Genomic DNA, 24,147 nt, shown 5'->3' on the forward strand with positions numbered 1-24,147 from the left:
TAATTGGATCCTGATGTTGAATACAAAAAATAGTTTTTTGTTTGCCTCACAAAAGAGACTTTTGATCAGCGTACTCACTGGTCTTCCTGTTCCGTATGGCGTACCAAATGTCAGGCAAAAGTTCGGGTTAACAGCGATTTTCTTTTGTGGACAACAGCTACCTGTTATATTGACGGAAATCTTCGCCTCAAATAGCCCTGTACAAAGTCATGGTCATTTGCTAATTCAGTGCTTTTCACAATTTGACCCTCAAGCCTATCTAATGCAATCTTAAACGTCTGTTCAACCCCATAGCCTTCACCTGAACTGAAAAACGCACCCTTCTTTGTTCTAAACTGCAGGCGACAATGAATTAACTGATCACCCTTGAAGTTAGTGCCATGCGTCTTCATGTAAACAAACAACGTGCCCGCCTCTAAGGTTCCTCCGTATCTGTGAGTGAAAGAGTCGAAGTCATCCATAACTGCGCCTCGCTGGATTTCATCAATTTCCACGCCTTTTACTGAAAACTCCACGGTAAGCCTTTCCACTGGTTTTTCCATTTGCGCGAGCGGCTCAAGAAAGTCACGTTTAGTTATGATGCCGACGGGTCTTCCCTTGCTGACGATCACCAAAGAGGAAATGTTGAATTTGTGCATCTGCTCCTCAGCATCTCGCAACTTGGATTCAGGCAAAACAGTGACTACAGGCTGAACCATAATGCCCGTCGCAGGAATACTCAGAGCAGAAACCTTCTGACCTACCCTTTCGCCAAACCTTTGCACATGTTTGGGCTGAAAAATATTATCAATAATATCGGATAGGCTCACAATTCCCACGAGTTTTCCCTCTTTGACTATGGGAACATGCGAGATTCCCTCACTTCTTAAAAGGCTTAATACTGCCCCTAATGATTCGTCTTCTTCGATGACAAACGGCTTCTTGGTCATTATTTCTTCAACATGCGTGTTGCCCCATTGATCCATTATAGCGCCATGAATAACATCCTCGTCGGTTACAAAACCTACGAGCTTATTTTCACTGTAGACTGGAAGTTGCCTGATTTCGCTCTGGATCATTAACTTAGCAACCTTGCTAAGAGTATCCTGTAGAGTAACGGCAGGCGCTGACTGCGTCAAAGTTTTAACTTTGGTTCCAGATGCATCTAAACTTGACCGTTTTATCGATTTTTGGGAAATAATCCCTTTGTAACTGCCTTTATCATCGAAGACTGCTAAAACAGGCGGCATCCCTTCTTTAAAACGTGATAAACAAGAAGAAAGCGTATCATTTTCCTGTACTTGTATGAAACCCTTTGAAAAAACATCTTCCACAATTTTAACCATAAAAACACTTCAGCACTGTTATTTATTATCCTTGAGTAATCTAAGCTTAAGAGACTTAGGGCACACTCTTACATTAGTTTCTTAACAAAATTAAAGGGAGAAAATTATTCTCCGCCCATGCCACCAGGCATTCCGCCGGGGCCGCCTCTGGGGGATTTAGCTGTTATAATGTCGTCTACGCGTAGGATCATGGCTGCTGATTCCGCTGCTGATTTGATGGCTTGCTCTTTGACGACTATGGGTTCGATGACGCCGTTATCGATGCTGTTTTGGAGTTTACCAGTGAATATGTTGATGCCCATGTATTTGCCGTCTTCTTTGTCATGTACTTGACGTAGCTCTATGAGTGTGTCAATTGATTCTAAGCCGCCGTTCTCTGCAAGCGTGCGTGGAATGACTTCGACTGCGTCAGCAAAGGCTTCCACGGCGAGTTGTTGTCTTCCGCCAATTTTGGTAGAGTAATTGCGTAGTTCTTTGGCGATTTCGATTTCGATGGCTCCGCCGCCAGCGACTATTTTGTTATTTTCCGTAACGTCTGAAATTACTGATAACGCATCGGTTATGACTCTTTCAGCTTCATCAACCATTCGCTCAAGCCCTGCTCTTATGAGGATAGCTACGCTATGAGGATCCTTGCATTTTTCGACGAAAATCATTTTGTCATCGCCAATCTTGCGCTCCTCCACGAGACCCGCAAAACCTAAGTCTGCCGCCTTTAAATCATTCAAATTAGAGCTCACTCGCCCTCCTGTAGCTCTCGCGAGTTTCTCCATGTCGGATTCTTTCACGCGGCGTGCTGCCAGGATACCTTCTTTTGAGAGAAAGTGTTGTACCATGTCGTCGATGCCTTTTTGGCAGAACACAACGTTTGCGCCTGAAGCTTTAATCTTGGTCACCATCTCTTTGAGTGTGCTATCCTCCTGGTCTAAGAAAGCTTTCATCTGGTTTGGTTCATGAATGCGTATTTCCGCAGTTATTTCGGTTTTTTCAATTTCTAGCGCTATATCTAAAAGGGCGATTTTTGCGTTTTCTATCTTTTTGGGCATTCCCGAATTAATGACTTCTTTGTCCACGATTATGCCTCTGACGAGTTGTGTCTCGATGAGGCTTTTTCCCGTCTTTTTCACCAGTTGTATGTTATCTATGTCGGCTATCGTCTGGTCTGCGGCCTTCTGGGTCACTTGTTTTACCGCTTCTAGGGCTATTTCTGCAAAGTGCTCTTTAGCACCACCCACAGCTTTGCTTCCCATAGCGGTCAAAGCGACTTTCAGCATCATTTTTTGATCCTCTACGTCAATGGGTACCGCGTTTTTTGCAATTATCTCGATTGCTTTCTGTGCTGCTTTACGGTATCCTGCGACAAGTATCATTGGGTGAACGTTTTGGTCTAGGAGCTGTTCGGCTTTTTTGAGCAATTCACTGGCTAACACTACAACGGTTGTTGTGCCGTCGCCCACCATGTCATCTTGAGTTTTGGCGATTTCAATCATCATTTTCGCGGCCGGGTGCTCCACATCCATTTCCTTAAGAATTGTGGCGCCGTCGTTGGTTATGGTGATATCGCCTAAGCTGTCAATCAGCATTTTATCCATGCCCCGCGGGCCCAGAGTGGTTTTAAGCACTTCACCGATGACTTGGGCGGCCATAATGTTGTTTCGTTGGGCTTCTTTGCCCCTACTTCTGGTGGTTCCTTCCTTTAGGATGAGGACCGGTTGACCACTTTGGGTTTGTGTTAAATATGCCATATTATTCTATCCTCAATATTATGTTCAAATAATATTCTTTAGCATCGTCAGCGTTTTAGGAATTCACGGGGCTCTCCCCTATCTATGAGTCATGCCGAAGAAGACGGGTTTGACCTGCAAGAGACTGAAGGCTTGATACTTTCAACTGTTAAAGAACCGCTGACTTTGTAAGTTATATATTGTCATACAGGGATTTAAACACGTTTAGAGAACAAGCGAGTACTAAGGTATTCACCATTATTGCTCTATTGGTTAATACCTAACTATTTGTGCCTCAAATTCCATATGTATTACTCGAAAAGAACTTGCAAAAAGACTGAAGCGTTTCAGTAACATTAAGTAATAGTGTGCTGTTTAACGTGAGCATAGGCAATTAGGGAATAAGGGCGCCGCCATAGAAGAAGCTTAATGTTTTATGGCAGCACCAATTTTCAGAGTTGAAAGGGATTAACTTGACAAAAACTGATGATATTTTATTGGAGTTGAATAGAACAGTCGCTAGGTATCTGCTGGGAGTTCGCCCGTTTCAATACAAGAAAAAGACATATCATTTAATCGACAATTACGTTGCAGTACCTTACATGAAGTGTGATGTGTGTGGGAATTATCCGACATACGAGGTTTCCGTTATTGAAAGCAAAGAGGGCACGACGCTACGCGTGGGAAACGATTGTATTGATAATTTGACAGGACAAAACGTTTCAGAATGGTTTAAAAGTTTCAGAAGAAAACGCGAAAGCATCATGACAAACAGAAAATACACTGACCAGCTACCACAAGAACAGGAACAAATAGCGGTTGCTACCTGAGCATAAGCGCCACGCATCACAGCTTAAGAGCTCGGCACAATAGACGTTTATTTAAAACGCTGTTGAATTTTGGGCAGTCAATTGTTTGTACGCTAACCATTCAAAAATTAAATGTTTACTCGAAAGGCCCAATTCATGTAAGCGCTAATATCTCTCGAAAGCACCAGTGAAGGCTCAACGTAACAGTGAAGGCTGCATTTTTGGCAGCTACCTATTTTTTTCCAATCAAAAGCTGAAACGCCATCTTTAACGCCTTTTTTAAAGACCGAGACACTGCTCGCGTAGTCGTTGTGGACATAGCAAGGCAAAACCAAGTTTCCATGGGGGTCAATATTTATCATTGCCCAAGGCTTGCATTGCCAGTTTTTCTCTTTAGCCAGAACTTTTAGATAACCAATTGAGTTAACAATGGGATAACCTTGCCGCTTCATTTCAATAAGCCTACGCGCCATTTTCGGTACCTTATCAATAGCAGCTGAGGATGCATTAGCATTGCAGTATTCATGTGCGACGGCTACGGAGATTTTTGTACCCAACGCTCGCGCTAACTCCACCAAACTTTCCGTTTCACCGATGTTCTCCGCCATCACAGTGGTGTTGATGGTTACTGAAACTTTTTCTTTCGCCGCCTCTATGCCTTGCACTGCTTTTCTAAAGCTTCCACTGACCCCTCGGATAGCATCATGAGTTTTCTCCAACCCATCCAAGGAAACATAGACGACACCATTAAGGTACTTGGCTATCTCGCCTATTTTGGCTTCAAGCAGCGTACCATTGGTTATCAAACTTGTATGCAAAGGCAGAGACCGGGAAAAAGCAAGAATATCCACCAAATCACGCCTAAGCAACGGTTCCCCACCTTCAAATGCTACCCCAACGGCGCCTGAATTGTATATCTGTTTCAGAACGGCTTTCGTTTGCGGTAAGCTTGGATCGGGGCTGGGTCTTTTCCAGAAAGGGCACATTTTGCAGCGAAGGTTGCAATTGTAAGTAAGCTTGTGCCCACAAAAGAAAGGAACCTTTGCACCAAGCATGTTTGAGATTAAGACACGGTAAACTCGAATTCCTAGCCAGAGGGGTTCTACATATTGGCGAATGGTTTTTTCGTCTACAGAATAATTAAAAACCTGCTTACAACTCCCACAATAAATGAAGGGTGCACTAACTTTTTAGTTCTCTATCTTCACTGTAGTCTCGGTCCTCATGAACTTCTTCCTCAGCCGAATCTTGCCTTTCTTGTTCACGCACGCTTTCAGCTTCTCCTTTGGCTTTTGCTATATCTTCGGCTTGACCTTTTTGTGGATAAAAAGTATCCAACCAAACTTCAAACTGTCCCTTATAATCGGCATTGGAAAAAGCCCAATCACATAATCCATTGATAACTTTGCCCATATCAATGTCGTGTTCTTCGGATAGACCCTTCAAAAATTCGCCCCACTTTGCAGATAACGTTATTGAGAAACTAACCATAAAATCTCCAACTCCTTATTAGGGCTAACCTATATTTTAAGTTTCGACGCCCTTGAACCCATATTGCCACCAAATATTGCGTTTTAATTAAAAAGAACACTAAACGGGGGATATTTTTTCAGTTCGGGCGCTTCAGGGCATAAGACAAAAGCCGAAAGAGCGGGCAAATAAAGGCTAAGCATATTTTTTTGGTTATTGTCGGAAGCAGTAAAGTGTGTCTGTGTTGGTAATAACCGACCGTATCCGCCGTACTTTGGTGCATCACTGTCAAGTATCATGTGATATTTTCCAGGGGACGCTTCAAATCGGTAGTCACTGAAGGATTGCGAAGGATTGAAATTGAAGACAAAAATCAGATTGGCTCTTTTGAAGATTAGTATTTTTTTCTGGGAGTCTTCATGAAGGAGTTGAGGGGTACTTGTTTCAAGCAGGTGTTTTGTCTTAGCTACTGCAATCATGTCTTGGTCAAATTGGGTTAGAAAATGGTACTTCAGGTGAACATCGTCTTCTAGATGCCATTGGCGATAAGCATGCTTAAAAGACCAGTTATTTCCAGCGCGGGGAAAATCTATCCAGTCGGGGTGACCGAATTCATTGCCCATAAAGCTCAGATAACCCTGACCAGCGGTAGCTAATGTTATTAAACGGATCATCTTATGCAGCGCTACCCCTTGGGCAACCTTAAAGTTGTCATCATCGACCCACATATGATTATACATGTCTTCACCGATTAGTCGAAAAATAAGAGTTTGATCGCCCACTAACGCTTGGTCGTGGGATTCAACGTAACTAATTGTTTTCTCGCCCCTTCGGTGGTTGTTAAGTTCAAACCAAAGATGACCAATAGGCCAGTCTTCCGTCTTGTAATCTTTTACTAGACGAATCCAGTAATCAGGCACCCCCATTGCAAAACGATAGTCAAAACCGAACCCGCCATCTGACTGTGAAACCGCTAGGCCCGGCATACCGCTGACATCTTCGGCTATAGTGACAGCATCTGGTCGAATATCATGAATTACCCGATTGGCTAGAGCCAAATAGGTCAAGGAATCTTCGTCCACAAAACCATCGAAATAGTCGTTGTATGAAGTAAACTCCCTCTTTAGACCGTGGTCTAAATAAAGCATGCTGGTGACACCGTCGAATCTAAAGCCGTCAAAGTGGAATTCGTCAAGCCAGTAGCGGCAATTGGACAACAAAAAATGCAAAACCTGCGGCTTGTGGTAATCAAAGAGCCGTGTATCCCATGCACTGTGTTTTCCACGTGATCCTTCATGAAAATACTGAAAGAACGTCCCGTCGAAACGGCCTAGTCCTTCCACCTCGTTGGACACGGAATGGGAATGAATTAGATCCATCAGAACGGTGAGGCCTTGAGCGTGGGCTGTGTCGATTAAAAGTTTTAGGTCCTCGGGGGTTCCGTACCGCGATGAAGGCGCAAAAAAACTCGACACTTGATATCCAAATGAGCCATAGTATGGATGCTCTTGAATCGCCATCAACTGTAGAGTATTGTACCCACCTTTGGTGACTCGTGGAAGGATATTGCGCGTAAATTCTTGGAATGAACCGATTTTTTCTTCTTCTTGGGCCATGCCAACATGGGCTTCATAGATTAAGGGAGCTTCTTTGGGTCGTTTGAAACTGGTTTTCCAATGATAAGGTTCGGGGGGCATCCATACTTGAGCGTTAAAGATCAGGGTTTTTTGATCCTGTACCACCCGTCGAGTGTAAGCTGGAATACGATCGCCTTCACCTCCTGGCCAATAAACACGGAGTCGATAAAGGTCACCATGCGCCAGTTTATCAGTAGTTAGGTGAATTTCCCAAACTCCGTAGTCAGTGATTTTTTTAAGCTTAAATTCTTCGCGCTCTTGCCAGTTACTTAAATCTCCGATCAAATAAATGGCTGTAGCGTTTTGCGCCCATTCACGAAAAACCCATTCGTCATTTTGGAGATGCAAACCAAAGTATTCGTGCCCGGAGGCAAACCCTGTAAGGCTAATTTTACTCTGAGTGAGGCGGTGCTCGGTTTGATCTATATTCTCCAATCGGTGCTTAATTTGATTCAAAAACGGCGCGAGGTATGAGTCTATTGTCAGCAGTCGGCGAAGGCGGGTTTCAGTTTCGCTAATCAAGACACCTCTTTCTGCTTTACGGCCCTTTTTTAAACAAGTTAAGAATACTCCACACTATACCTAAGACCTAACCAGAAAGTCTCTTTATATCAATGCGCCCATTTAGGGTGGTTTTAGCCCGAGACACCATATTTTTCATCGTTTAAGAGCTTTCCATTAGTCTTTTCTTATTAACATTTCAACAGCTTGGTTACACGTAACGTGTATTTTCGAGCTATCGCACTTATTTTGGGCAATATCCGTCGGCAAGGAGTTTTTTCTGATTCGTAAGTCTTTCTTTCTTTCAAGCAAGGTGGTAACTTCATCAAATTCACAGGTGTACTCTTTGTGTTCCTTAACCAATCTTTTAAGTCTACATTGGCTAAAGTAACCCTCGTATAATCCAAACAATAGTATCCCCAAGAAGCCTAAGATAAGAAAATCAGAGAACGCTTCCGCTCCACTCGTATAGACTGCAAGTATAATAGGGAACAAAATTCCAATAGCGCCTAAGTAGGATGAAATTGCGCCTATGAGAGCACCCATAACATCTATTTTGTTATCGTTGATGCTCTTAGCGAGGCTGGCTTTTCTTTCCCAAAGCGTTGAAGTATCATTTGATTCCACTGCACTGAACAGGTCGTCGAAAGCCTCGACCGACATATTGCCTGTTCTACTGAGAAACGCGCGGTTCATTTTCTGGTGATACGACTCGCGATTTTCTATATATTTCTCTTTTAGAGCGGTATTGTCAATGTAGGGCGTTTTTCGAACAACAGCCAATGCATACTTTGTGTTTTCAAGAAAACTCTTTCCTGATATTGAATCATTGAGCGTCAGGTTGAAACGTGTTTGTTTTTGGCTATTGATTATTTGTTTGAAGTTTTCGATTCTTTTTCACATAAATGAAATGGATCTACCTTTGTTCTTTTTGGAGCCTTAGTCGTGTTGCAATTTCTACTGAGATGCTTTTGACTCCTTTTGCTAACTCTTCGCTGTTAACCTCATCTAGGGATAGAATTTGCCGTCTGGGTCTATGAATACAAGCTCTAATTTTTTATCAGTCATGTCTTTCAGCTCGGGTGTTAATTACATACTACACATGTTATAAACCGGGGGGACCGCGACTACTTGTTCCTTACGCAATCTTGCCATGCGTTGAGGCTAGTCGGCTTCCCCTAATACCTTTCTTCGTTAGAAAGGGCACTAAAATGCAGTTAGTGTGAATTGTTGGCGCTTATTCTTTTTTGACGAGCCATGTTTTTATTGCATCTTCGACGGCACGGGATAGGTCGCCTTTTTTTCCGCCAAATTTTTGGACTGTCTTTATTCTGAGTTGCTTTTCGAGTTCGTCAGGTAAGTCTACGCTTATTCGACCCATAGTTCATCTTCGGCTTGTTTTTTGTGCACTGTGAGCCCGTAGCCCTTATTTTTCTGATCTATTTGAGTTCACTTATGTGCATATACTGTTATGTGCACAGTAGCTTATATACATATGCCAACAAGTGTTAAAGATTAAAAAATACTCCACACCCAATAGTATTCGTTTATCGTGGAATCCACAACTACTCTACAAAACCATGACAATTTAACACTTTGTCACTCGTGCAGTTTTTCGATTACGAAGAAGGGCGTTTGACTATATTGAAGAGTGATAAATTGAAAAAAGGCAACATAGAAATGCTTGTCTGCTATGCTGTTTATTGAGTGGAATTTTGTGAATCATCGCAGATATTTTGATTCTCCTAATTGTGGAATCTGCATATACAAAGGAAGCAGTTACGGTTGGGGACAATGCTCCTTAAACATCTGGAAGTTTTGATTATTTTGGAGGCACTTACAGGACAGACTAACAAGCTTATTGTACGAGTAGTTGACTGTCAAAAGAAACCAATCCCTGATGTAAAGGTTAATGTTTTCAAGATAGAAAAAGAGCCAATAACACCCGAGCAGTGGGTTGAGAATCTAAAAAATGGGGCTCTATTTAAAAGATTAGTTGTCTCGATGAACACCGATAATAATGGTGCCATAACCGCCGAGCTCCCCCAAGGGTCTTATGAAGCTAAAGTCGAAAGATACGGTTTTAATCAAACTTGCGATTTAACCCAAAATGTTGAAGTCCTCGTTGTAAAACCGAAAAAGCATTGGTGGTACTGACAAAAGACACCAGACTCTTCCGATTAATCATTGCAGTGAAATGAAAAGCTTAACTTCCCTTTTTCCATAGCTGTAAATGGATTATGGTTAATATGCAATACGACAATGTCATCTTTCCAAATTCCACAGACTTTCACTGTAGGAAATGCGGAATATGCTGCAGAAATCAACCGCCAGATATTAACTTCAAAGAACAAAAAAGAATACAAACTGCAGGTTACAAAAATTTCATGCAAGACCCATCCAACCCAAAGAACCGAAACATTCGCAGAAAAAAGACGGAAGCTGCTTCTTCTTCACCAAAGAAAATACTTGCAAGATTAACTCTATTAAACCATCAATATGCATTCTAGAACCGTTCATTATCGCGGACTTTGATTATAGCACAAACAAGATTTTTCTGAGCTTAAATCCGCTTGCAGTAAATGATTGTAAAGGTGTCATGACGGAGGAAAATGTAGCTTTAGAAGAAATTGGGAAAGCCGCTCAAACTATCGTTTCGGATTGTTTAGAAATAGTCGCTGAGAAAACAGGGCTCTTAGTAACCGATGAAAAAGTTGCTTTTTTAACGAGGCAACTATTTAATGATTCAAATCTCATCTAAAACAAGATAGGACTAATTGGTCCAAGAAATATACCGCTTTACAGCCTAAAACATGATGCTGGAAATCAGCATGTCGGCAGTTGCTCTGTTACAGGCTGTTGGGGTATTGTATAGCACCGCTATTCTAAGAACAGCTTTAACATCAACATCATGAGGCTGAGACTCAAGAGGATCCCAAAAAAATATTAAACAATCAAGTTTTCTATTGGCGATCATACTTCCAAGCTCCATATCACCGCCATAAGGACCACTATTTAGCAAATTTACATCCAACAGGGTTTTTTCGATAATTCTTTTTCCGGTTGTTCCTGTTGCATACAGACAGTATTTGGAAAGCGTTCCTTTGTTGAAGTCACACCATTCAACAATATCTTTTTTCTTGTTATCATGCGCTACAAGAGCAATACTCTTCATTGTTACTCACTCCTAAAAGTAATAGAGTACGAAGTATTCGTGCCCCCTATAAAAGCATGCTCGAACATTAACCAGTATCTCTTATAGAAGAACGATATTTATGGATCAAACTTCCGTAAGAAAAACGGGTCATGTATCTGAAGCAAGAAAGGCGGGCCGCTTGGATTTGAGTTTATCAACAAAGTCTAAATCCGCTTTCGCACGTTCCAGTTTCTTTAGAGCATTCTTTCTAGAGCGGGTCACGTTGGGCGTTTCCACCTTTAGTTTGCGAGCAATCCTATAATCAGACAACCCATCAACATTCAAACGTAAAATTGCCTTCTCCCGCTCAGTCAACGCCATAGCTATGTCTCCTCTTCAGAAGTGCCATGTAAAGTCACGCCTTCGGATAGCAAGTCCTTCTCTGATGCTTTGTAGGCGTCTACGCCAAAGCTTGTCATAGCCCAACACCAGCCGCGCCGCTCAACAACCGCTGAATCCAATTCTTTAGCCAGCCGCTTATTCATACGTACAATCCGACGGGTCACCTGATGGCGAGCAACCTTGAACTCAACCAATTTGGCGGCTATGTCTTTAGGCAGCATCCCAGAAGCGCCTGCTTCAAACAACAGTTGCAGAATAGCCCTGTCAACCTCGTCTTCACAGGCTGCCGCTTCAATAAGCGACTTCTCAAAATACAAAGAATCCTTCAGGCCAGCAAAGATAACACGGAGCATTAGTTTTATTTCGGCTACATCGCGGTCGAGTTTCTTGTCCTTGGCGAGCAGGTACTTGAGTTTTCCAACCTTGTCAGCTTGGCTACGCTTCTTTTTTGCTGCTTTTTGGGCTGAAAATGCCTTGTTTTGAATGGGTTCCTCGCTTGTTTCCATGTCAAAATGCACACTCCAAGGTTTTCGCTCCATGCAGGCACGGGACTTTTAGCACTCTGGCATCTACACCGATTAACTGTAGAAAAGTGACTTCTGAAAAGCATGGACTTTTCCCATGCCCTCGGCATAGTGCTAAAAAGGCTTTTGAACAGGTTTTAACAGCCAAAAACCTGAAACTACCGCTAAGAAACATAGCTTTTTCCTCCCTCTCCACCGGTCTTGGGCGCCTCTTGGGGACTGCCTTCCAAGTTTCCTACGAGCCTTCCCAAAGCATCCGCGACCTTAGCCAAGTCGCAACCCATCTTCTCCAGCTTTGCAAGACTGCCAGAAATCCGCTCCAAATCACCAAGCGCGGTTTCCACTTGACCTTCAAGTTTCTTGACCCGTTCAGGCATCAGCAAATACTCAACAGCAGCATCACGACCAAGATGATCCAGCTCGCCCTCGTCTTCGCCTGGGCTATCATCAATCAACCGCTTCGGTGTACTTACCTCAAAATAGCGGTTAAGCAAATTGGCTACTGGGTCGTCGATGCCTAACTCATGACGATTGTTAATTGTTCCCTGCCCCAAAACGCAACCATACTTACTCATTAATCCCTGAGCGACTCGGTCAGCCAAATTCTTAGCCAACGTCACCAGTTCCCCCGGGCTGCGACCATATAGCGTTTCCACATGCACAATCCAAGACGTCGTCGTATGCCTAACCTTAACACCCTGCTCCAACCCCAAAAGAGCCGTCCAATTCTGCATCTCAATCCGCTTAAAATCGCCCGAAGGATAAACGCCCTCACGCAGCACCGGATACTTGAAAAAACACCGATGCAACCGAAAAACACCACTACTGAAGAGGACTCCCTCACAGGATATGAGAAAATTTTGACCTCGCTCCGTCAACTCATAATCGATGATGTTACTGCGCTTTAATCTACGGATTAAGCCTGCTTTTTCCAGTTTCTTAACATAATAAGCAACATGTTGCCGCTTCCAGCCACGTATTCGCCCTATCTTGGCAGGGTACATCTTTACTTCAATACCTTTGAGTATGGGGATGACGCGGGAGCGGACGGTATTGAAGTCAAATTTGACTTTTGACTTTAAACGCGAAATATTTTGACTTCTATCTCCAGGCGGGGTTTTCAAAAAAATCAGTCTCTCTTCGCTTTCAAGAACCGCCCGCATGCTTCAGAAGAAGCGACACGATTAATGACTGCTCTGGTTCCTTTTAGAATTGGCTCGACGCAGCGCCCACACCAAAAGAGGCAGTCCATGCAGTAGAATAGTTGTTTTGAGAGAGAATTTGAAAGTGAAGAAACCGTTTGGGTAGAAAAAGAGGGGGAGGAGGCAGTACGAAAATGCTTCTGGCGGCGGGCATCCTGCCCGTAGCACTCATCCCGATAAGCATTTTTACGCCTCCGCTGCCTTGCGGAGTATATCCCTAAGCCGCATGCTATGTGGCAAGGTTGGATTGAATTGCATAGTCACAAGCAGCAGATTTTGCACTTTCAAAGGCAAAATTTTAGATATTAATGCCAAAGGGTGCATATCGCTAGTAGTTAACCTCTCTGTAAGGCTTTTGCTAATTTTAGTCCGTGACTTTTGGGATTGTAATTTCTATTTTTGCACCTTCGCCAAATACACCTGTTTCTTGGATAGACCAGCCATAGGCTTCAATCATCTTCTTAACCAACTTTAACCCTAAACCAGTACCGCCCGTAGTGAAACCTAAGAAAATCTTTTCTTTATTCTCTTGAGCGATACCTGCACCGTTGTCTTCGTAGATCAGTTTTAGAGCGTTATCGGCGTCGTAACTGTAGAGTTTTATTTGAGTAACCGTCTTCCCGTGTTTAAGCGAGTTATCAATTAAGTTGTAGAATAGTTGACTTAGCATAGAATCCGCGGTTACCGTTAATCCTTGGCAGTGGTTGATTATTTGCAGTGACAAATTGTTGTGCAACATGACTGCTTGGTTGAAGCTCTTAGCAACATCGATTTCTGATAGGTCTTCCGCGCCGATTTTTTCATATAAACGACTAAACTCAAACAACTGGTCCGACTGATCAATGGCTAAGTCTATGCCGTCAACGTATTTTTTTAACTCAGGGTTATTTATTCGTTTTTTGAGCAAGTACGCGTTGTTTTTTGCTACAAAAAGTTTGTTTTTCACATCATGACGGGTTAAGCTCTCGATAACCTGCATTTTTTCATTAAGATTTCTTAGTTTAAGGTTGGTAGAGTTAAGTTGCTTTAAAGTTTTCTCGACTTGCTGTTCACGTTCGCGAAGTGCTTTTAGGCTCCAACTGTTGTTTAAAGCAATAGCTGCATAATTCCCAAAAGAAGTAGCCATCAATGCATCTCTTTCAGTGAAATCAGACGGCTTATTCGCTAACCCAATCAACCCTACAACTTTATCTTTTACTATTATGGGCGAAAACATTGCGTTTGAAAGAGTAACATGACCAGCTGGCATGAGCTTTACCCATTCGCTTTTCATAAATTTATTTTCATAAACAGCTTTTCCTGTGCGGTATGCTGTTTCTCTTAATCCACGAATAGGCATCGGCAATTTCTTGTCAACAGTGCACCTCAGTCCGCCTGAGTCAAGGAATAGCACTTTATTTTCAGAGCCATCTTCAGATAATAAAGCCACATAACCCGCTGTGGCACCTGTTAATTTTTTGCAGGTATCAAATAGGTTCCGTGCAGCTTTTTTGAAAGATTGCTGCTTTAGCAAAGAACTAGCGCCCTCCAAGAGTATTTTACGTTCGTTGGCGATAATTTCAAGTTCTTGCTGTTCTTTTTTGCTTTCAGTTATATCGATAAACACTGTGGCAAACTGATTTTTTGATGGCGAGAAAACCGAGATTAAAAAGTGTTTTTTCATTGGTCCAAAATAAGTTTCAAACTGATTGCTTTTGCCTGATTTTGCGACCTTAGCGTAAATATCAAGGTATGGCGCAGGGTTAGTGCCGTAGACTGCGGAGGCTAATTTACCTACTACATTTTTACGAGCCAATCCAGTGATCCGTTCATATGAGTGGTTAACGTCTATGATTTTGTAATCAACTGTTTGACCTTGGGCGTCATTTACAATTTCATGGAGACATACGCCTTCAGACATTTCTGAGAAAAGCGATTGGTACTTCTGGTGGCTAAGGGCAACTTCCCGCTCTAAAGCACGCCGCGCGGTAATGTCACGGAAAATAAGTACAACACCCATAATTGCACCGTCCTCTTTGAAAATTGGTGCACCACTATCATCGATGGGAATCTCGGCGTTATTCTTCTTCACAAGCAGAGTGTGGTTAGCTAAACCAACAATGCAGCCTTTTTTTATCACTTTAGACACGGGGTCTTCAAGAGGTAAACGAGTTTTCTCGTTAACTATTCTAAAAACTTGCGCCAAAGGCTTGCCGTAGGCTTTCTCTATTGGCCAGCCAGTGAGAGTTTCAGCGACTTTATTCATGAAGTCAATGTTGCCTTTTTCATCGGTTGTAATAACAGCGTCGCCAATGCTTTTGAGAGTAGTTATCCACCGTTGTTCTTTGCAGTGCATCTCTATCTCGTTTTTGTTGCGTTCAGATATGTTTCGAGCAATGCTTAAAATTGCATTTTTCCCGAAGTAACTTGTAACAGATGAGCTGATTTCTACTGGAATTTCTACGCCAGATTTTGTTGTATGGACGGTTTCAAAAATTTGTGCTTTCTTTTTCTTTTTGGTTAGATTGTTAATTAGCTCTTCAATCTGTTTTTGAGTTAAATGTTTATCAATACCTGTCAGTCCAATTTCTTGCAATTCTTTTTTGGAATACCCCAGAAGGTTAACTGCGGCATCGTTTACTTCCAAGACGCGTCCATCGAAATCTATAACCCACGCTGTTTCAGTCATACCATTAATTAGACTTTGATAACTGTCTAAGGTCTCCTTGAGTATGTTTTCAGCTTTCTTTACATCTGTTATGTCGAAGATATAGTGAACATAGAGTGTTTCACTGTATGGAACCCATACGCCACGGTAATATTTGCCGCTATACTCGACTTCAATTGTTTGAGGTTGATTGGATTTCCAAAGTTCGGGAGCTAAACAAAAGTCACACGGACAATCCCGTTTTGCAAAGACAGAATAGCAGTGCTGCCCAATTGCTCCGCCGTTATCTTGAGCAATCTTGTTTAATGCAACAATCTTCCGTGTTTGCTTTTCAAGAACAACAGCTATGCAGGGAATATTGTCTAGAAGGATTTTACGCAGTTGCACTTCTTTCTGGTTTTCCTTCTGAGATATGTTCCTCAAATGTGAGAGACGAATTCCGTGATTTAACTCGCCATAGACGGTTTCGGGGTTGCCTTGTTTGTTAACATAGCGGTCGGCGCCTAAATTAATTGCTTGGATGGCGATTTCTTCTCTGCCCTTACCGGTTAATAATATGAATGGAATCTGGTTTTTTTGCTCTCTTAAAGTTTTTAGGAGGTCTAAACCGTTTTTTGTGGGCATCTCGTAGTCTGATACTACAACGTCAAAGTTTTCGGTTGAGAGACGCTTTAGGGCTTCATCAACGCTGCAGGCGGTTTGTATTCGTAGGTTGCTGTTGAGGTCAGTCAGTATTTGTTTTGAAACCTCTAAAAACGTTGCATCGTCATCCACATGCAAAACGTTAATCAGGGCATTATTCGAGAGCTGAATTGATTGACCCATACAAACGTTACCTTTGATAACCAAGCAATGTGGATATTAAAACTGTGTGTAATAGTAATCCATGTCCGCCGTCAATAAGCATTTACTTCAGATATGCTCATCCAACGATTAGCAAATGGCAAATCTTTGAAAAACCAGTTAAACAGGTATGAAATTGTTTGGTCGAGATACCGAGAACTCAACATCGATGACTTGTGCCACTTCTATGGCGCTGCGGTAGGCAATACGTACGCTGTTGATGGAGGGATAGCGATGGTTTGTGTTTTGCTCCACCCACTAGCTTGCCCTACATAGGCAAAAGACAGATTGTGGGGGGTAGAAGAGTTTGTCCTGATTGTATCGAAGTATTGGGTTAGCGATTGGCTGGTCGCGTTTATATGTCCGATGAATGCTTCAACTTGAAAGTCTAATAGCTCATTAAGAGACGGAAAGGCGAAGGATTCATTGTAGCAATATTTGAACTCATTTCCCTGATAAGTGAATAATACTTTTGTGTAACTCGAGTTATCGGCTACAAAATACAATTCAGGGTTGTTAACCGGGTAATAATACCAGTCGTCGGTGCCATGGCCCCTCACCCGAATATGATAGTACAGCTGTATATTATAGCCGTTATAGTCATAATACCCTTTGAATGGCTGGTTCTCAATGTTTACGCCGATGCTTCCATTTCTAACGAAATGGGCAGGATACTTGTCAAATTGTCCGGTGTTTAAGTCAACATGACCGAAGGCAGGCACATAATAAGAGTTGTCTGTAGCTGAAACATGAAATTCTGGTATGGAAGGATCGGGCGAAGTATCAGGTATTGAAAACGGACCTAGTTGTCTAGGCGACAGCAAAACTAAGCTACACACGGCAAGCAATAGCAGCAGGAAGATAGGTATCAGAATTTTGGCTAGCCTACCCATACATTTTACTTAACAGAAAAATGATAAATAGTTTACTTAGATGCATTAGAACAAATCTATACCCTAATAACTCTAAAGAAGGAAATGAAGATGTAAAAATACCCTTCTGGAGGGCAAATCCTGCACGGGGCACCAACACTAATTCAATAACTCAGGAGCGAGACGCAAAAGCGAAAAAACATTTTAATTATTCAAAATTATTTTCTGTTAAAACCTGGTTCAATAACTAATGATTTTATCACTTGGTTGTGGCTTTTGACATTCTTTTCTTTCATGATTTTGTTTAATATTTGCAGGGTTTCTTCGTCGACTTGAATGGTTGGCAAATTAACTCCTCATTGACTATTCCTATTGAAACAGATAAAAAACTTGCGGTTTTCAGAATTCCCCATAGAGGATTGCAAGTTCAAATCCTGCACATACCACCAACCAGCTTTTAGTCGCTTAATTTTAATACATCAAAACCCTTGATAAAGAGGCGTCTTGGCTTGGTGGCGCGTTTGACAAAAAATGTCCTAGCCGACGAAGAAAGAGCTTGCCTTAAAATCATAGCGATGGAGCTCCGTGAAATCCGCAAACGCATCAACATATTAGCCGAAACCATTGTGAAAATAAGCGACAAAGAATTCAGAAAATCGTTTAATGCAAGCCCCATGGGTATTTCTGAAAAACAGCTTGATAACTACCAGTTAGAGATAGAAAAGCAAGCAAGTTTTGCCGAGGACGAATTTAAAGGTCCTTAAACGCGAAGGGTTTCCCGTGACCTGGATAAGTGGTCGCTATCTTTAGTGTTTTTAGCTTCTCGATGCTTGCTTGAAAGGCTTTTTTGTCGGGCATCAAAGAGTTTTTAGCTGGAACCTTTTTGTTTTCTAGCAGGTCACCGCAGAAAAAGTCCCCTGACCCTGCGAGCACGCCGATGGAACCTAAAGAGTGCCCCGGGATATGGAGGACTTTCGCGTCCAACCCAAAGGCTGAAAGGTCAAAGCCGTCTTCTAAGTCTATGTCGGGGGTGAAGCGGTCTTCTTTTTTGAGATTTCCGCTGAGGAAAAACAGAATCAGTTTGCCCATAGCCTTCATCAAAAAGTTGGCTTTTCGGCTGTAGAAGAGGTCACCGGTTTCGACCATGCCTTTGTCTGCTGGGTGCAGTGCGATTTTTGCTCCAAACCTCTCACGTAGGTATGCGGCGTTGCCGACATGGTCAAAGTCGCCATGGGTAAGAACTATAAGCTTAAGCTGGTCAGGCATGCAGCCAGCCTTTTTTAGTGCAGCATCTATTTCGGCGCGGTTTTTGGCGAAGCCTGTGTCGATTAGGAAAAATCCCCGCGGATTTTGTATGAGATAGCAGTTTACGCCGGCATAGCTGAGGGTTGTGATTTCTTGCATGTTTACCCGCAGACTATCTGTAGACATTAGGTAATAAGAACTACACCTGTTTAATGATAGCTCAAGATTGTTTGAGAACTAAACGCACGGTAAATCAAAGGAGTTATTTTAGTTGGCGAACAAATGCCTCTATTTCCTTGATGTATCTGAGATTTAGGATAGCCCGGGTGTTTTGTTTAGTTTTGAAATCCTTAAGCATCCAAAACACGTGTTCACGGACCTCTTGCGAGGAGACCCGATTTTCATATTGATTATATAACTCGATGAAACGTAGCAGTTGTCTTTTTATGCCCTCATTATCGATTGAGGCGTTTTTTGGGTCAAAAATCCAAGGAGCGTCCCGCGCAGCCCTACCAATCATAACGAGATCACAGCCCGTCCGATCCAAAAGGCTAAGACCCTCCGCGTGACTGGTGACATCGCCGTTGGCCATAACGGGAACTTTGAGTTTTTGCTTGACTTGCTTCATGATTGTCCAGTTTACTTTCTTGCCGAGTTTTTGCTGCGCTGTCCGACCATGAATGCACACTGCGGCGACGCCAGCGTTTTCTAGAAGCTGGGCAACTTTGACGGCGTTTATGTTTTGGGCGTCGAGTCCGATACGCATTTTTACGGTTAGGGGTTTTTGAGTGGCGTTGACCATTTTTCTTGCAAGATTCTCCAAAGCGGCGGGATTGGATAATAGCGCGGCGCCGTAGCCTTTTGATAGGATTTCTTTTTCGCTACAGCCCACATTAAAATCTATGATGTCGGCGAAGTCTTCAACCATCTTGACACATTTTATTAAGGATTCTTCGTAGTTGCCTATTAGTTGGACGCTTACGGGTCTTTCGGGCTCTTGGATGTTGAGGAGTTCTTTGACTTCAGTTTTGGTTTTGTTTTTTATTGTGTCGACATCTATCATTTGAGTGTAGACTAGGCTGGCTTTGTTTTCTCTGCAGAGCACCCGAAACGCGGTGCAGTTAACGGCTGCCATGGGCGCCAGAACGAATTGGCCTGGGATGTCTACGTTTCCTATTTTCATGTCTAAGTTATGGTTTGGTGGTGTGTTTTAACGTTATGATTGGATGCGGTGGCGAGTGGGTCAATCAATCTTGTTCAACTCACATTTAGATGAAGCCTCAAAAATTCTGCTCAAAACATCAACCAATCGCTAAGCAGCCATTTTAGGAAAAACAAATATGCGGGCGTCAGATGCTGATTTGTAGGTGACTTATAGTGACTTGTTGGAAATGGTTTAACAGCCTAGCAAAAGAGGCAGGCATAGAAATCAACGAAACAAACAAAGAACAAATCGACTCGGTCATACACAAATACATAGGCGAAAAATCAAGCTATGGACGCTGCTCAGCAGACTGGAAAAAAGCCAAAAAAGAAATTGCAGCCGACCCAAACATGAAACAAGAACTGATAGCCGAACTCAAAAAAATTTAACGCTCCAATTCAATTTTTTTAAATTTATCTGCTGACCTTGCAGAGAGCACTAACTCCCTAATCTGCAGGGGCAAATGCTCATCTTGCCAACGCCGTTCTTCTTTGACGGATTTGTTGGCGCTTTTGGTAGCCTTCAAAGCGTACCATGCCGCGCCTAAAGAGTGGTCAGCCATGTGAGCAGTGGCTACGGCATGCCCAAAGGAGCGCGCCACAAAAATCGCCGTGGAATCCTTCAGTTCATGGGCTAAGGCGATGATGCCGTAGGCGGCGTTTCTTGCATCCCCTACCGAGGCTTGCCCTAGGCGCCATTGCTCAGCCACCTGCTGCGCGGTTTTTATTCGGGGGTCTACTTTTTCTCCGAAAAGAGGCAACACATGCTCGGCGCAGTCGCAAGCCCATCTGATTAGTTGTTGGTGTTGCGGCTTTTTTAGGGGTCCACCGCGGTGTTCTGCTATGAATCGTTTGTCCCGCAAGCCTGTCACTTCTGTATCTAATCATCGGGGTGGTTATTGAAGTATTTTTAGTCACCACAAACATGGTGAAAAAAAGTAGTTTTTGTTTACGGAAACAGATATACGGAGGCGGCTCTATTATATTTGGTAATACAAGTAAGCTGTTTCTCAGTAGTTGTCACAAACTATTCTCACACACGCTTAATTGGATGAAAAAACTATCCCTGAAGGAAACAAAATGAACAAACCACTACACGCCATAGTATTTAGGTGCCCCACATGCCATGAAAACTTTGAATTTGACGCTGTGGGCGAACACGAATACGTCGCATGCCCCCTCTGCGGAATGGGTTACGTTACCGTAAAGAAGGGCGGCAAAATGAAACTCGAAACCTTCGAATCCCAACCTGAAGAATCAATTTTGGCTTAACGCCAAAACCGTTTTCTTCTCCTTTTTAATCAATGCTCCACATGACCGGCGAGTATTCATCGCCGCATTTTTTTCCGATAATAAATAACTAAACTCACAGCGGCAACAACCGCCAAAGCAGCAACCGTGACAGACACATTAATCGGCACTGCACCAACCGCTTCCCGTTCAATCTCTGGGGGTGAAACAGTAGGTGTGGCAGCCGCATACTGTTTTGTATCGATAACAAAAGAGGTGTCCGCAGAGTAACTGTTCCCAAAATCATCCTCTGCAAAAACCGTGACATGATGTGTGCCTTCTGTTTGATTAGCTAAGGGGTACCAGGTTAATTCTTCGGGAAACTCGGGTGGATAAGGATGAAGAACCCTCACCGTAACATTTCCTGTATCATCTAAATTATATGTCACATAGACAACGGATTCGTCGAGTAACGAGAAATGCAGGGGAACCGTTGAAGTGTTGTATACGCGATTTTCGGGGGACACTAAAGAAACGAAGGGAACGGAGGTATTCACTGTAAAATACACGTCAGCACAGGAAGTCAACATGTTACCTGTTCTAAGATGGATATGGTGGACCCCATCCGTGAAGTTAACTGAAGTTCTAAAAGTTGCACTCTGCCCTATGTTTTCGTTAATTACCACCTCAGGACCACCGTCGATGCTGTAGTAACCTGTTGAAAGAAAAACATGACACCCAGTTACAAGTGTTATAGGGATAACATTGGTAATGTATGTCTTGCTTTGAGGCGACTCAATTATAGCTACAGTCAAATCGCCCCGCTCATAGATGGGGTTTGCCTGCGCCAAATTACCAAAAGAAACCATAACTACCACCGCTAAGGTTAAACAAAAAATTGAAACCTTGCTTTGCGGCATATACATCAATTCATTACTGATTTTTTCTTTTTATAACATTTACGACATGATAAGAAAAAAGTCCTGAAAAAACTCAAAGAAAGAGAGGTTATCTGCCTGTCTTTTTAGCTATATACATCAAAGGTATCCCAAGCAGCGGCAACGAGAGCATCCACAGGTCGAGGTTGTGACCAAGGAACCATCGGTACCAGTCGCTCCAGACGCCGCCAAAAAATATCCAAGACAGATAATTCCACAGGAAAAACAGTCCCAGCAAGCTGATGATGACGCCGGCGCCGCGTAAGTTTAGTTCCGTCCAGTTTTGGACTGGTGTGTTTTTCTTGGTGTAGTATGCAGCGTATATTAGCAGCCCTAATAAGCCCACAACTGTCACGGTGAAACTGAGGAGTTGTTGGGGGTAATTGGTGAGGTATGCGGTTCCTTGTTGTTGCACGGTCTGCATCCAACTGCCCATGTTGGTTAACCAGAATACCAAGACGTAGACGGTGCCTGTGATTAGCCCCCATTTGATGGCGGGATTTTGGGGCTTGTTGGGGCTCAGCTTTTTGGCTAAGATGAGCAGCGTGATGGTTGGCACGATGGATTCTACTAGGGTTGGCAAGGTAGTCCAGGCGAAGTAGCTGAGGGGGTCATACCATGTGGTGGTTAGATTGAAGTAGACGTTTATGCCTGCCATGGGCAAAAGCGAGAGCCAATAGATGGCTTCCAAAACCAAAATCCACTGCAAAATGCGACAGGTCTTCTGCGGTGTTGGGGCGCCTTTTTTGAAGTAGAAAATCAGCGCGGCAAAGGCGATGACGCCGCCAATGAAGCGGGTGATTATGCCGACAAAATTGGTTATGTCTTGGATAAAAACAGACATCGAAAAGCCGCCGCCGATTCGGTTCCATTCGCCGACCCACTCCAGTGTGAAGAGGCCGTGTAGGTTAAAGAGGAAGTATGCAGCGGCGACGATGGCTAAGCCGATTTTAACGGCAAAGAAGCTGTTGGAGGGGTTTTTTTGTTTTAGGGCTGCGAGAGTGTTTGTTAGTATGAGGACTAGCAGGGCGGCGCCGAAGACGTAGAGGACTGCGTGGAAGACGGGGTCGGAGTGGAGCACAGTGGTGGAGGGCGTCATGAACATGCCTCCAAGGTAAGCTGCTAAGAATACGGCAGTAAATATGGCGCCAACTGCTTCTAGGGCAAGTTGAAGGAGACGTGTTTTTTGTTGGCGTATCCAAAAAGCAGAAACCACAACCATAGCTATAGCAACTATGGCTACGACGACTATTAATCCGTAGAATACTGATTGTGAGAAACCCAAGATTTCGGTGGGTTGAGTGGGTTGATCTGGTTGCCAGATGTTTGTTGCTTCGGTATTGGTTATCATGACATACTCGGGTTCGATGGATTCAGCAGCCACCAGCGTCCCTGTTTGTTGATCCCAGACATAACTGGTGTAGGTGGTTGAACCCAAAACCACGCTTCGCGTTGCGCCAGCGATGGTTTGCTGCTCCACGCTGGATATGGTGACGTTTCCTTGGTAGACGTCATAGAATTGGTCTCCGACGTCAAGGTTGGGTGGGATGAAGAAGTCGTCGCCTAAAAAGCCAGTGGCGAGGTTTAATGTGATATGCTCCTCGAATAGAGTTCCATTGCTGAAGCGGGTTTGGATGTCAAGAACTATTTGGGAACCTTCTACGTCAGTGACGTTCATGGATGCCCACTGAATGTTGTGGTCGCCGGGGGGGTTGCCGGTTACGTTGACGTTGTAGCTTATCCAGTCACCTTCTTTGACGCCGGGAGTTACTTCGCCTAAAACCGATCCGACGGGCACTATTATACTGAATACAATTAAGACAATTGCTACCAAGACAAATCTATGCATGCTTATCAATTGTCTGTTTGTTGGTTTTGTTTATAAACGTATCAGTTACAAAGCTTACCTGCAGCTAAATGTTGCGTGGTGGTGCAGTCACATAGCCTTAAGTGTAGCAGAAGTCTGTGTGTTTTTTTGGAGGTGTATGTTTTGGTCAAAGAAGACGAGGAAATCCTCACAACCACCACCAGTGCCGGCGACACCAGCTTTATTGTCTGCAAAACCAACGAAGAAAACAAGGACCAAAAAGTCTGCGTTGACCTCAACGTTTCAACGTCTTCGGAGAGGCGTATGCTTGACAATAACACGTATGACTTGATGGAGCAATTACTCATCGAGTGCAGGAGTTTGTGGCATATAAGAAACAACTATAAAGCGGATGCTGCTGCCGACAACGAAACTCGGCAACTCTGGGAAAGCATCGAGAAAGAGAAAGAAACGATTGCGCAGAGGCTCTCAGAAAAACTCAGAGAACGCCTCTAAGTGCTTGGCTCAAAATTTTCTTCTGTGGTGGCTTAGCGGTGTGTTGAGGGCACTAGCTGTAGCTCTAAGACGACCACGCCCTTATTTGATGTAAATAAAAAAGAATATTGAATTTC

The 24,147-nt window shown here is 43.3% G+C and carries 26 protein-coding genes; 7 read left to right on the forward strand and 19 right to left on the reverse strand.

What is annotated here, in order from left to right; translation table 11 throughout:
* Window positions 1-164 precede the first annotated feature (164 nt).
* Complete coding sequence (locus tag NWE92_07425) at window positions 165-1,325, reverse strand: CBS domain-containing protein (protein MCW4029460.1); 1,161 nt, start codon at window positions 1,323-1,325, stop codon at window positions 165-167.
* 104 nt (window positions 1,326-1,429) lie between these two features.
* Window positions 1,430-3,070 (reverse strand): thermosome subunit beta, encoded by a 1,641-nt coding sequence (gene thsB, locus NWE92_07430; GenBank protein MCW4029461.1) that lies wholly within the window; start codon window positions 3,068-3,070, stop codon window positions 1,430-1,432.
* A 452-nt stretch (window positions 3,071-3,522) separates the two neighbouring features.
* Here thsB and NWE92_07435 point away from each other — a divergent pair, with 452 nt between their 5' ends.
* Window positions 3,523-3,879, forward strand: coding sequence for a hypothetical protein (locus NWE92_07435; GenBank protein ID MCW4029462.1), 357 nt, complete (start codon window positions 3,523-3,525; stop codon window positions 3,877-3,879).
* Window positions 3,880-3,986: 107 nt separating this feature from the next.
* Here NWE92_07435 and NWE92_07440 read toward each other — a convergent pair whose 3' ends face one another.
* The 5 genes from NWE92_07440 to NWE92_07460 all read right to left on the reverse strand — a co-directional run bounded on the left by NWE92_07440 (window position 3,987) and on the right by NWE92_07460 (window position 8,847).
* Window positions 3,987-4,922 carry a PTO1314 family radical SAM protein gene (locus NWE92_07440; protein ID MCW4029463.1) on the reverse strand — a complete coding sequence of 312 codons (936 nt, stop codon included), beginning with the start codon at window positions 4,920-4,922 and terminating at the stop codon, window positions 3,987-3,989.
* A 118-nt stretch (window positions 4,923-5,040) separates the two neighbouring features.
* Entirely contained in the window at window positions 5,041-5,349 is a 309-nt protein-coding gene (locus NWE92_07445) for a hypothetical protein (GenBank protein ID MCW4029464.1), read from the reverse strand.
* Window positions 5,350-5,432: 83 nt separating this feature from the next.
* On the reverse strand, window positions 5,433-7,487 hold the full coding sequence (locus NWE92_07450; GenBank protein MCW4029465.1) for an alpha amylase C-terminal domain-containing protein: 2,055 nt from the start codon (window positions 7,485-7,487) through the stop codon (window positions 5,433-5,435).
* 156 nt (window positions 7,488-7,643) lie between these two features.
* On the reverse strand, window positions 7,644-8,249 hold the full coding sequence (locus NWE92_07455; protein ID MCW4029466.1) for a hypothetical protein: 606 nt from the start codon (window positions 8,247-8,249) through the stop codon (window positions 7,644-7,646).
* A gap of 454 nt (window positions 8,250-8,703) precedes the next feature.
* Window positions 8,704-8,847, reverse strand: a complete 144-nt coding sequence (locus tag NWE92_07460; protein ID MCW4029467.1) for a ribbon-helix-helix domain-containing protein — start codon at window positions 8,845-8,847, stop codon at window positions 8,704-8,706.
* Window positions 8,848-9,251: 404 nt separating this feature from the next.
* Here NWE92_07460 and NWE92_07465 point away from each other — a divergent pair, with 404 nt between their 5' ends.
* Both NWE92_07465 and NWE92_07470 read left to right on the forward strand, forming a co-directional pair.
* Window positions 9,252-9,623 carry a hypothetical protein gene (locus NWE92_07465; GenBank protein MCW4029468.1) on the forward strand — a complete coding sequence of 124 codons (372 nt, stop codon included), beginning with the start codon at window positions 9,252-9,254 and terminating at the stop codon, window positions 9,621-9,623.
* Between the two features lie 442 nt (window positions 9,624-10,065).
* Entirely contained in the window at window positions 10,066-10,227 is a 162-nt protein-coding gene (locus tag NWE92_07470; protein ID MCW4029469.1) for a hypothetical protein, read from the forward strand.
* Between the two features lie 45 nt (window positions 10,228-10,272).
* Here the strand turns inward: NWE92_07470 and NWE92_07475 are convergent, their stop codons facing one another.
* From NWE92_07475 to NWE92_07505, 7 genes are all read right to left on the reverse strand, one after another.
* Window positions 10,273-10,641, reverse strand: a complete 369-nt coding sequence (locus NWE92_07475; protein MCW4029470.1) for a methylglyoxal synthase — start codon at window positions 10,639-10,641, stop codon at window positions 10,273-10,275.
* A gap of 129 nt (window positions 10,642-10,770) precedes the next feature.
* Complete coding sequence (locus tag NWE92_07480; protein ID MCW4029471.1) at window positions 10,771-10,983, reverse strand: LuxR C-terminal-related transcriptional regulator; 213 nt, start codon at window positions 10,981-10,983, stop codon at window positions 10,771-10,773.
* Window positions 10,984-10,985: 2 nt separating this feature from the next.
* Window positions 10,986-11,543 carry a hypothetical protein gene (locus NWE92_07485; GenBank protein ID MCW4029472.1) on the reverse strand — a complete coding sequence of 186 codons (558 nt, stop codon included), beginning with the start codon at window positions 11,541-11,543 and terminating at the stop codon, window positions 10,986-10,988.
* 149 nt (window positions 11,544-11,692) lie between these two features.
* On the reverse strand, window positions 11,693-12,337 hold the full coding sequence (locus NWE92_07490; GenBank protein MCW4029473.1) for a hypothetical protein: 645 nt from the start codon (window positions 12,335-12,337) through the stop codon (window positions 11,693-11,695).
* Between the two features lie 757 nt (window positions 12,338-13,094).
* Window positions 13,095-16,202 carry a PAS domain S-box protein gene (locus tag NWE92_07495; GenBank protein MCW4029474.1) on the reverse strand — a complete coding sequence of 1,036 codons (3,108 nt, stop codon included), beginning with the start codon at window positions 16,200-16,202 and terminating at the stop codon, window positions 13,095-13,097.
* Between the two features lie 203 nt (window positions 16,203-16,405).
* A complete protein-coding gene (locus NWE92_07500) occupies window positions 16,406-17,113 on the reverse strand; it encodes a hypothetical protein (protein ID MCW4029475.1) in 708 nt (235 codons plus the stop codon).
* A gap of 197 nt (window positions 17,114-17,310) precedes the next feature.
* Complete coding sequence (locus tag NWE92_07505; GenBank protein ID MCW4029476.1) at window positions 17,311-17,439, reverse strand: hypothetical protein; 129 nt, start codon at window positions 17,437-17,439, stop codon at window positions 17,311-17,313.
* A gap of 174 nt (window positions 17,440-17,613) precedes the next feature.
* Here NWE92_07505 and NWE92_07510 point away from each other — a divergent pair, with 174 nt between their 5' ends.
* Window positions 17,614-17,856 (forward strand): hypothetical protein, encoded by a 243-nt coding sequence (locus tag NWE92_07510; protein MCW4029477.1) that lies wholly within the window; start codon window positions 17,614-17,616, stop codon window positions 17,854-17,856.
* Here the strand turns inward: NWE92_07510 and NWE92_07515 are convergent.
* Window positions 17,843-18,523, reverse strand: a complete 681-nt coding sequence (locus NWE92_07515) for an MBL fold metallo-hydrolase (GenBank protein ID MCW4029478.1) — start codon at window positions 18,521-18,523, stop codon at window positions 17,843-17,845. The two genes, NWE92_07510 and NWE92_07515, sit on opposite strands and share 14 nt — an antisense overlap.
* A gap of 76 nt (window positions 18,524-18,599) precedes the next feature.
* Window positions 18,600-19,520: a tRNA-dihydrouridine synthase family protein gene (locus NWE92_07520; GenBank protein MCW4029479.1), complete on the reverse strand. Its 921-nt coding sequence runs from the start codon at window positions 19,518-19,520 to the stop codon at window positions 18,600-18,602.
* A gap of 194 nt (window positions 19,521-19,714) precedes the next feature.
* On the opposite strand from NWE92_07520, the gene NWE92_07525 reads away from it, so the two are divergent.
* Window positions 19,715-19,930: a hypothetical protein gene (locus NWE92_07525; protein ID MCW4029480.1), complete on the forward strand. Its 216-nt coding sequence runs from the start codon at window positions 19,715-19,717 to the stop codon at window positions 19,928-19,930.
* On the opposite strand, the gene NWE92_07530 is transcribed toward NWE92_07525, so the two are convergent.
* The gene (locus NWE92_07530; protein ID MCW4029481.1) at window positions 19,927-20,403 is read right to left on the reverse strand and encodes a hypothetical protein; all 477 of its coding nucleotides are present in this window, start codon (window positions 20,401-20,403) and stop codon (window positions 19,927-19,929) included. The genes NWE92_07525 and NWE92_07530 overlap by 4 nt on opposite strands.
* A gap of 217 nt (window positions 20,404-20,620) precedes the next feature.
* On the opposite strand from NWE92_07530, the gene NWE92_07535 reads away from it, so the two are divergent.
* Window positions 20,621-20,812 carry a lysine biosynthesis protein gene (locus NWE92_07535; GenBank protein ID MCW4029482.1) on the forward strand — a complete coding sequence of 64 codons (192 nt, stop codon included), beginning with the start codon at window positions 20,621-20,623 and terminating at the stop codon, window positions 20,810-20,812.
* Window positions 20,813-20,868: 56 nt separating this feature from the next.
* On the opposite strand, the gene NWE92_07540 is transcribed toward NWE92_07535, so the two are convergent.
* Together NWE92_07540 and NWE92_07545 are read right to left on the reverse strand one after the other, a co-directional pair.
* Complete coding sequence (locus tag NWE92_07540; protein MCW4029483.1) at window positions 20,869-21,690, reverse strand: hypothetical protein; 822 nt, start codon at window positions 21,688-21,690, stop codon at window positions 20,869-20,871.
* A gap of 88 nt (window positions 21,691-21,778) precedes the next feature.
* A complete protein-coding gene (locus NWE92_07545) occupies window positions 21,779-23,557 on the reverse strand; it encodes a hypothetical protein (GenBank protein ID MCW4029484.1) in 1,779 nt (592 codons plus the stop codon).
* A gap of 141 nt (window positions 23,558-23,698) precedes the next feature.
* On the opposite strand from NWE92_07545, the gene NWE92_07550 reads away from it, so the two are divergent.
* Window positions 23,699-24,031, forward strand: coding sequence for a hypothetical protein (locus tag NWE92_07550; protein MCW4029485.1), 333 nt, complete (start codon window positions 23,699-23,701; stop codon window positions 24,029-24,031).
* Window positions 24,032-24,147 lie beyond the last annotated feature (116 nt).

This window comes from Candidatus Bathyarchaeota archaeon, from assembly GCA_026014745.1.
In the GTDB taxonomy this organism is placed as follows: Archaea; Thermoproteota; Bathyarchaeia; order Bathyarchaeales; family Bathycorpusculaceae; genus Bathycorpusculum.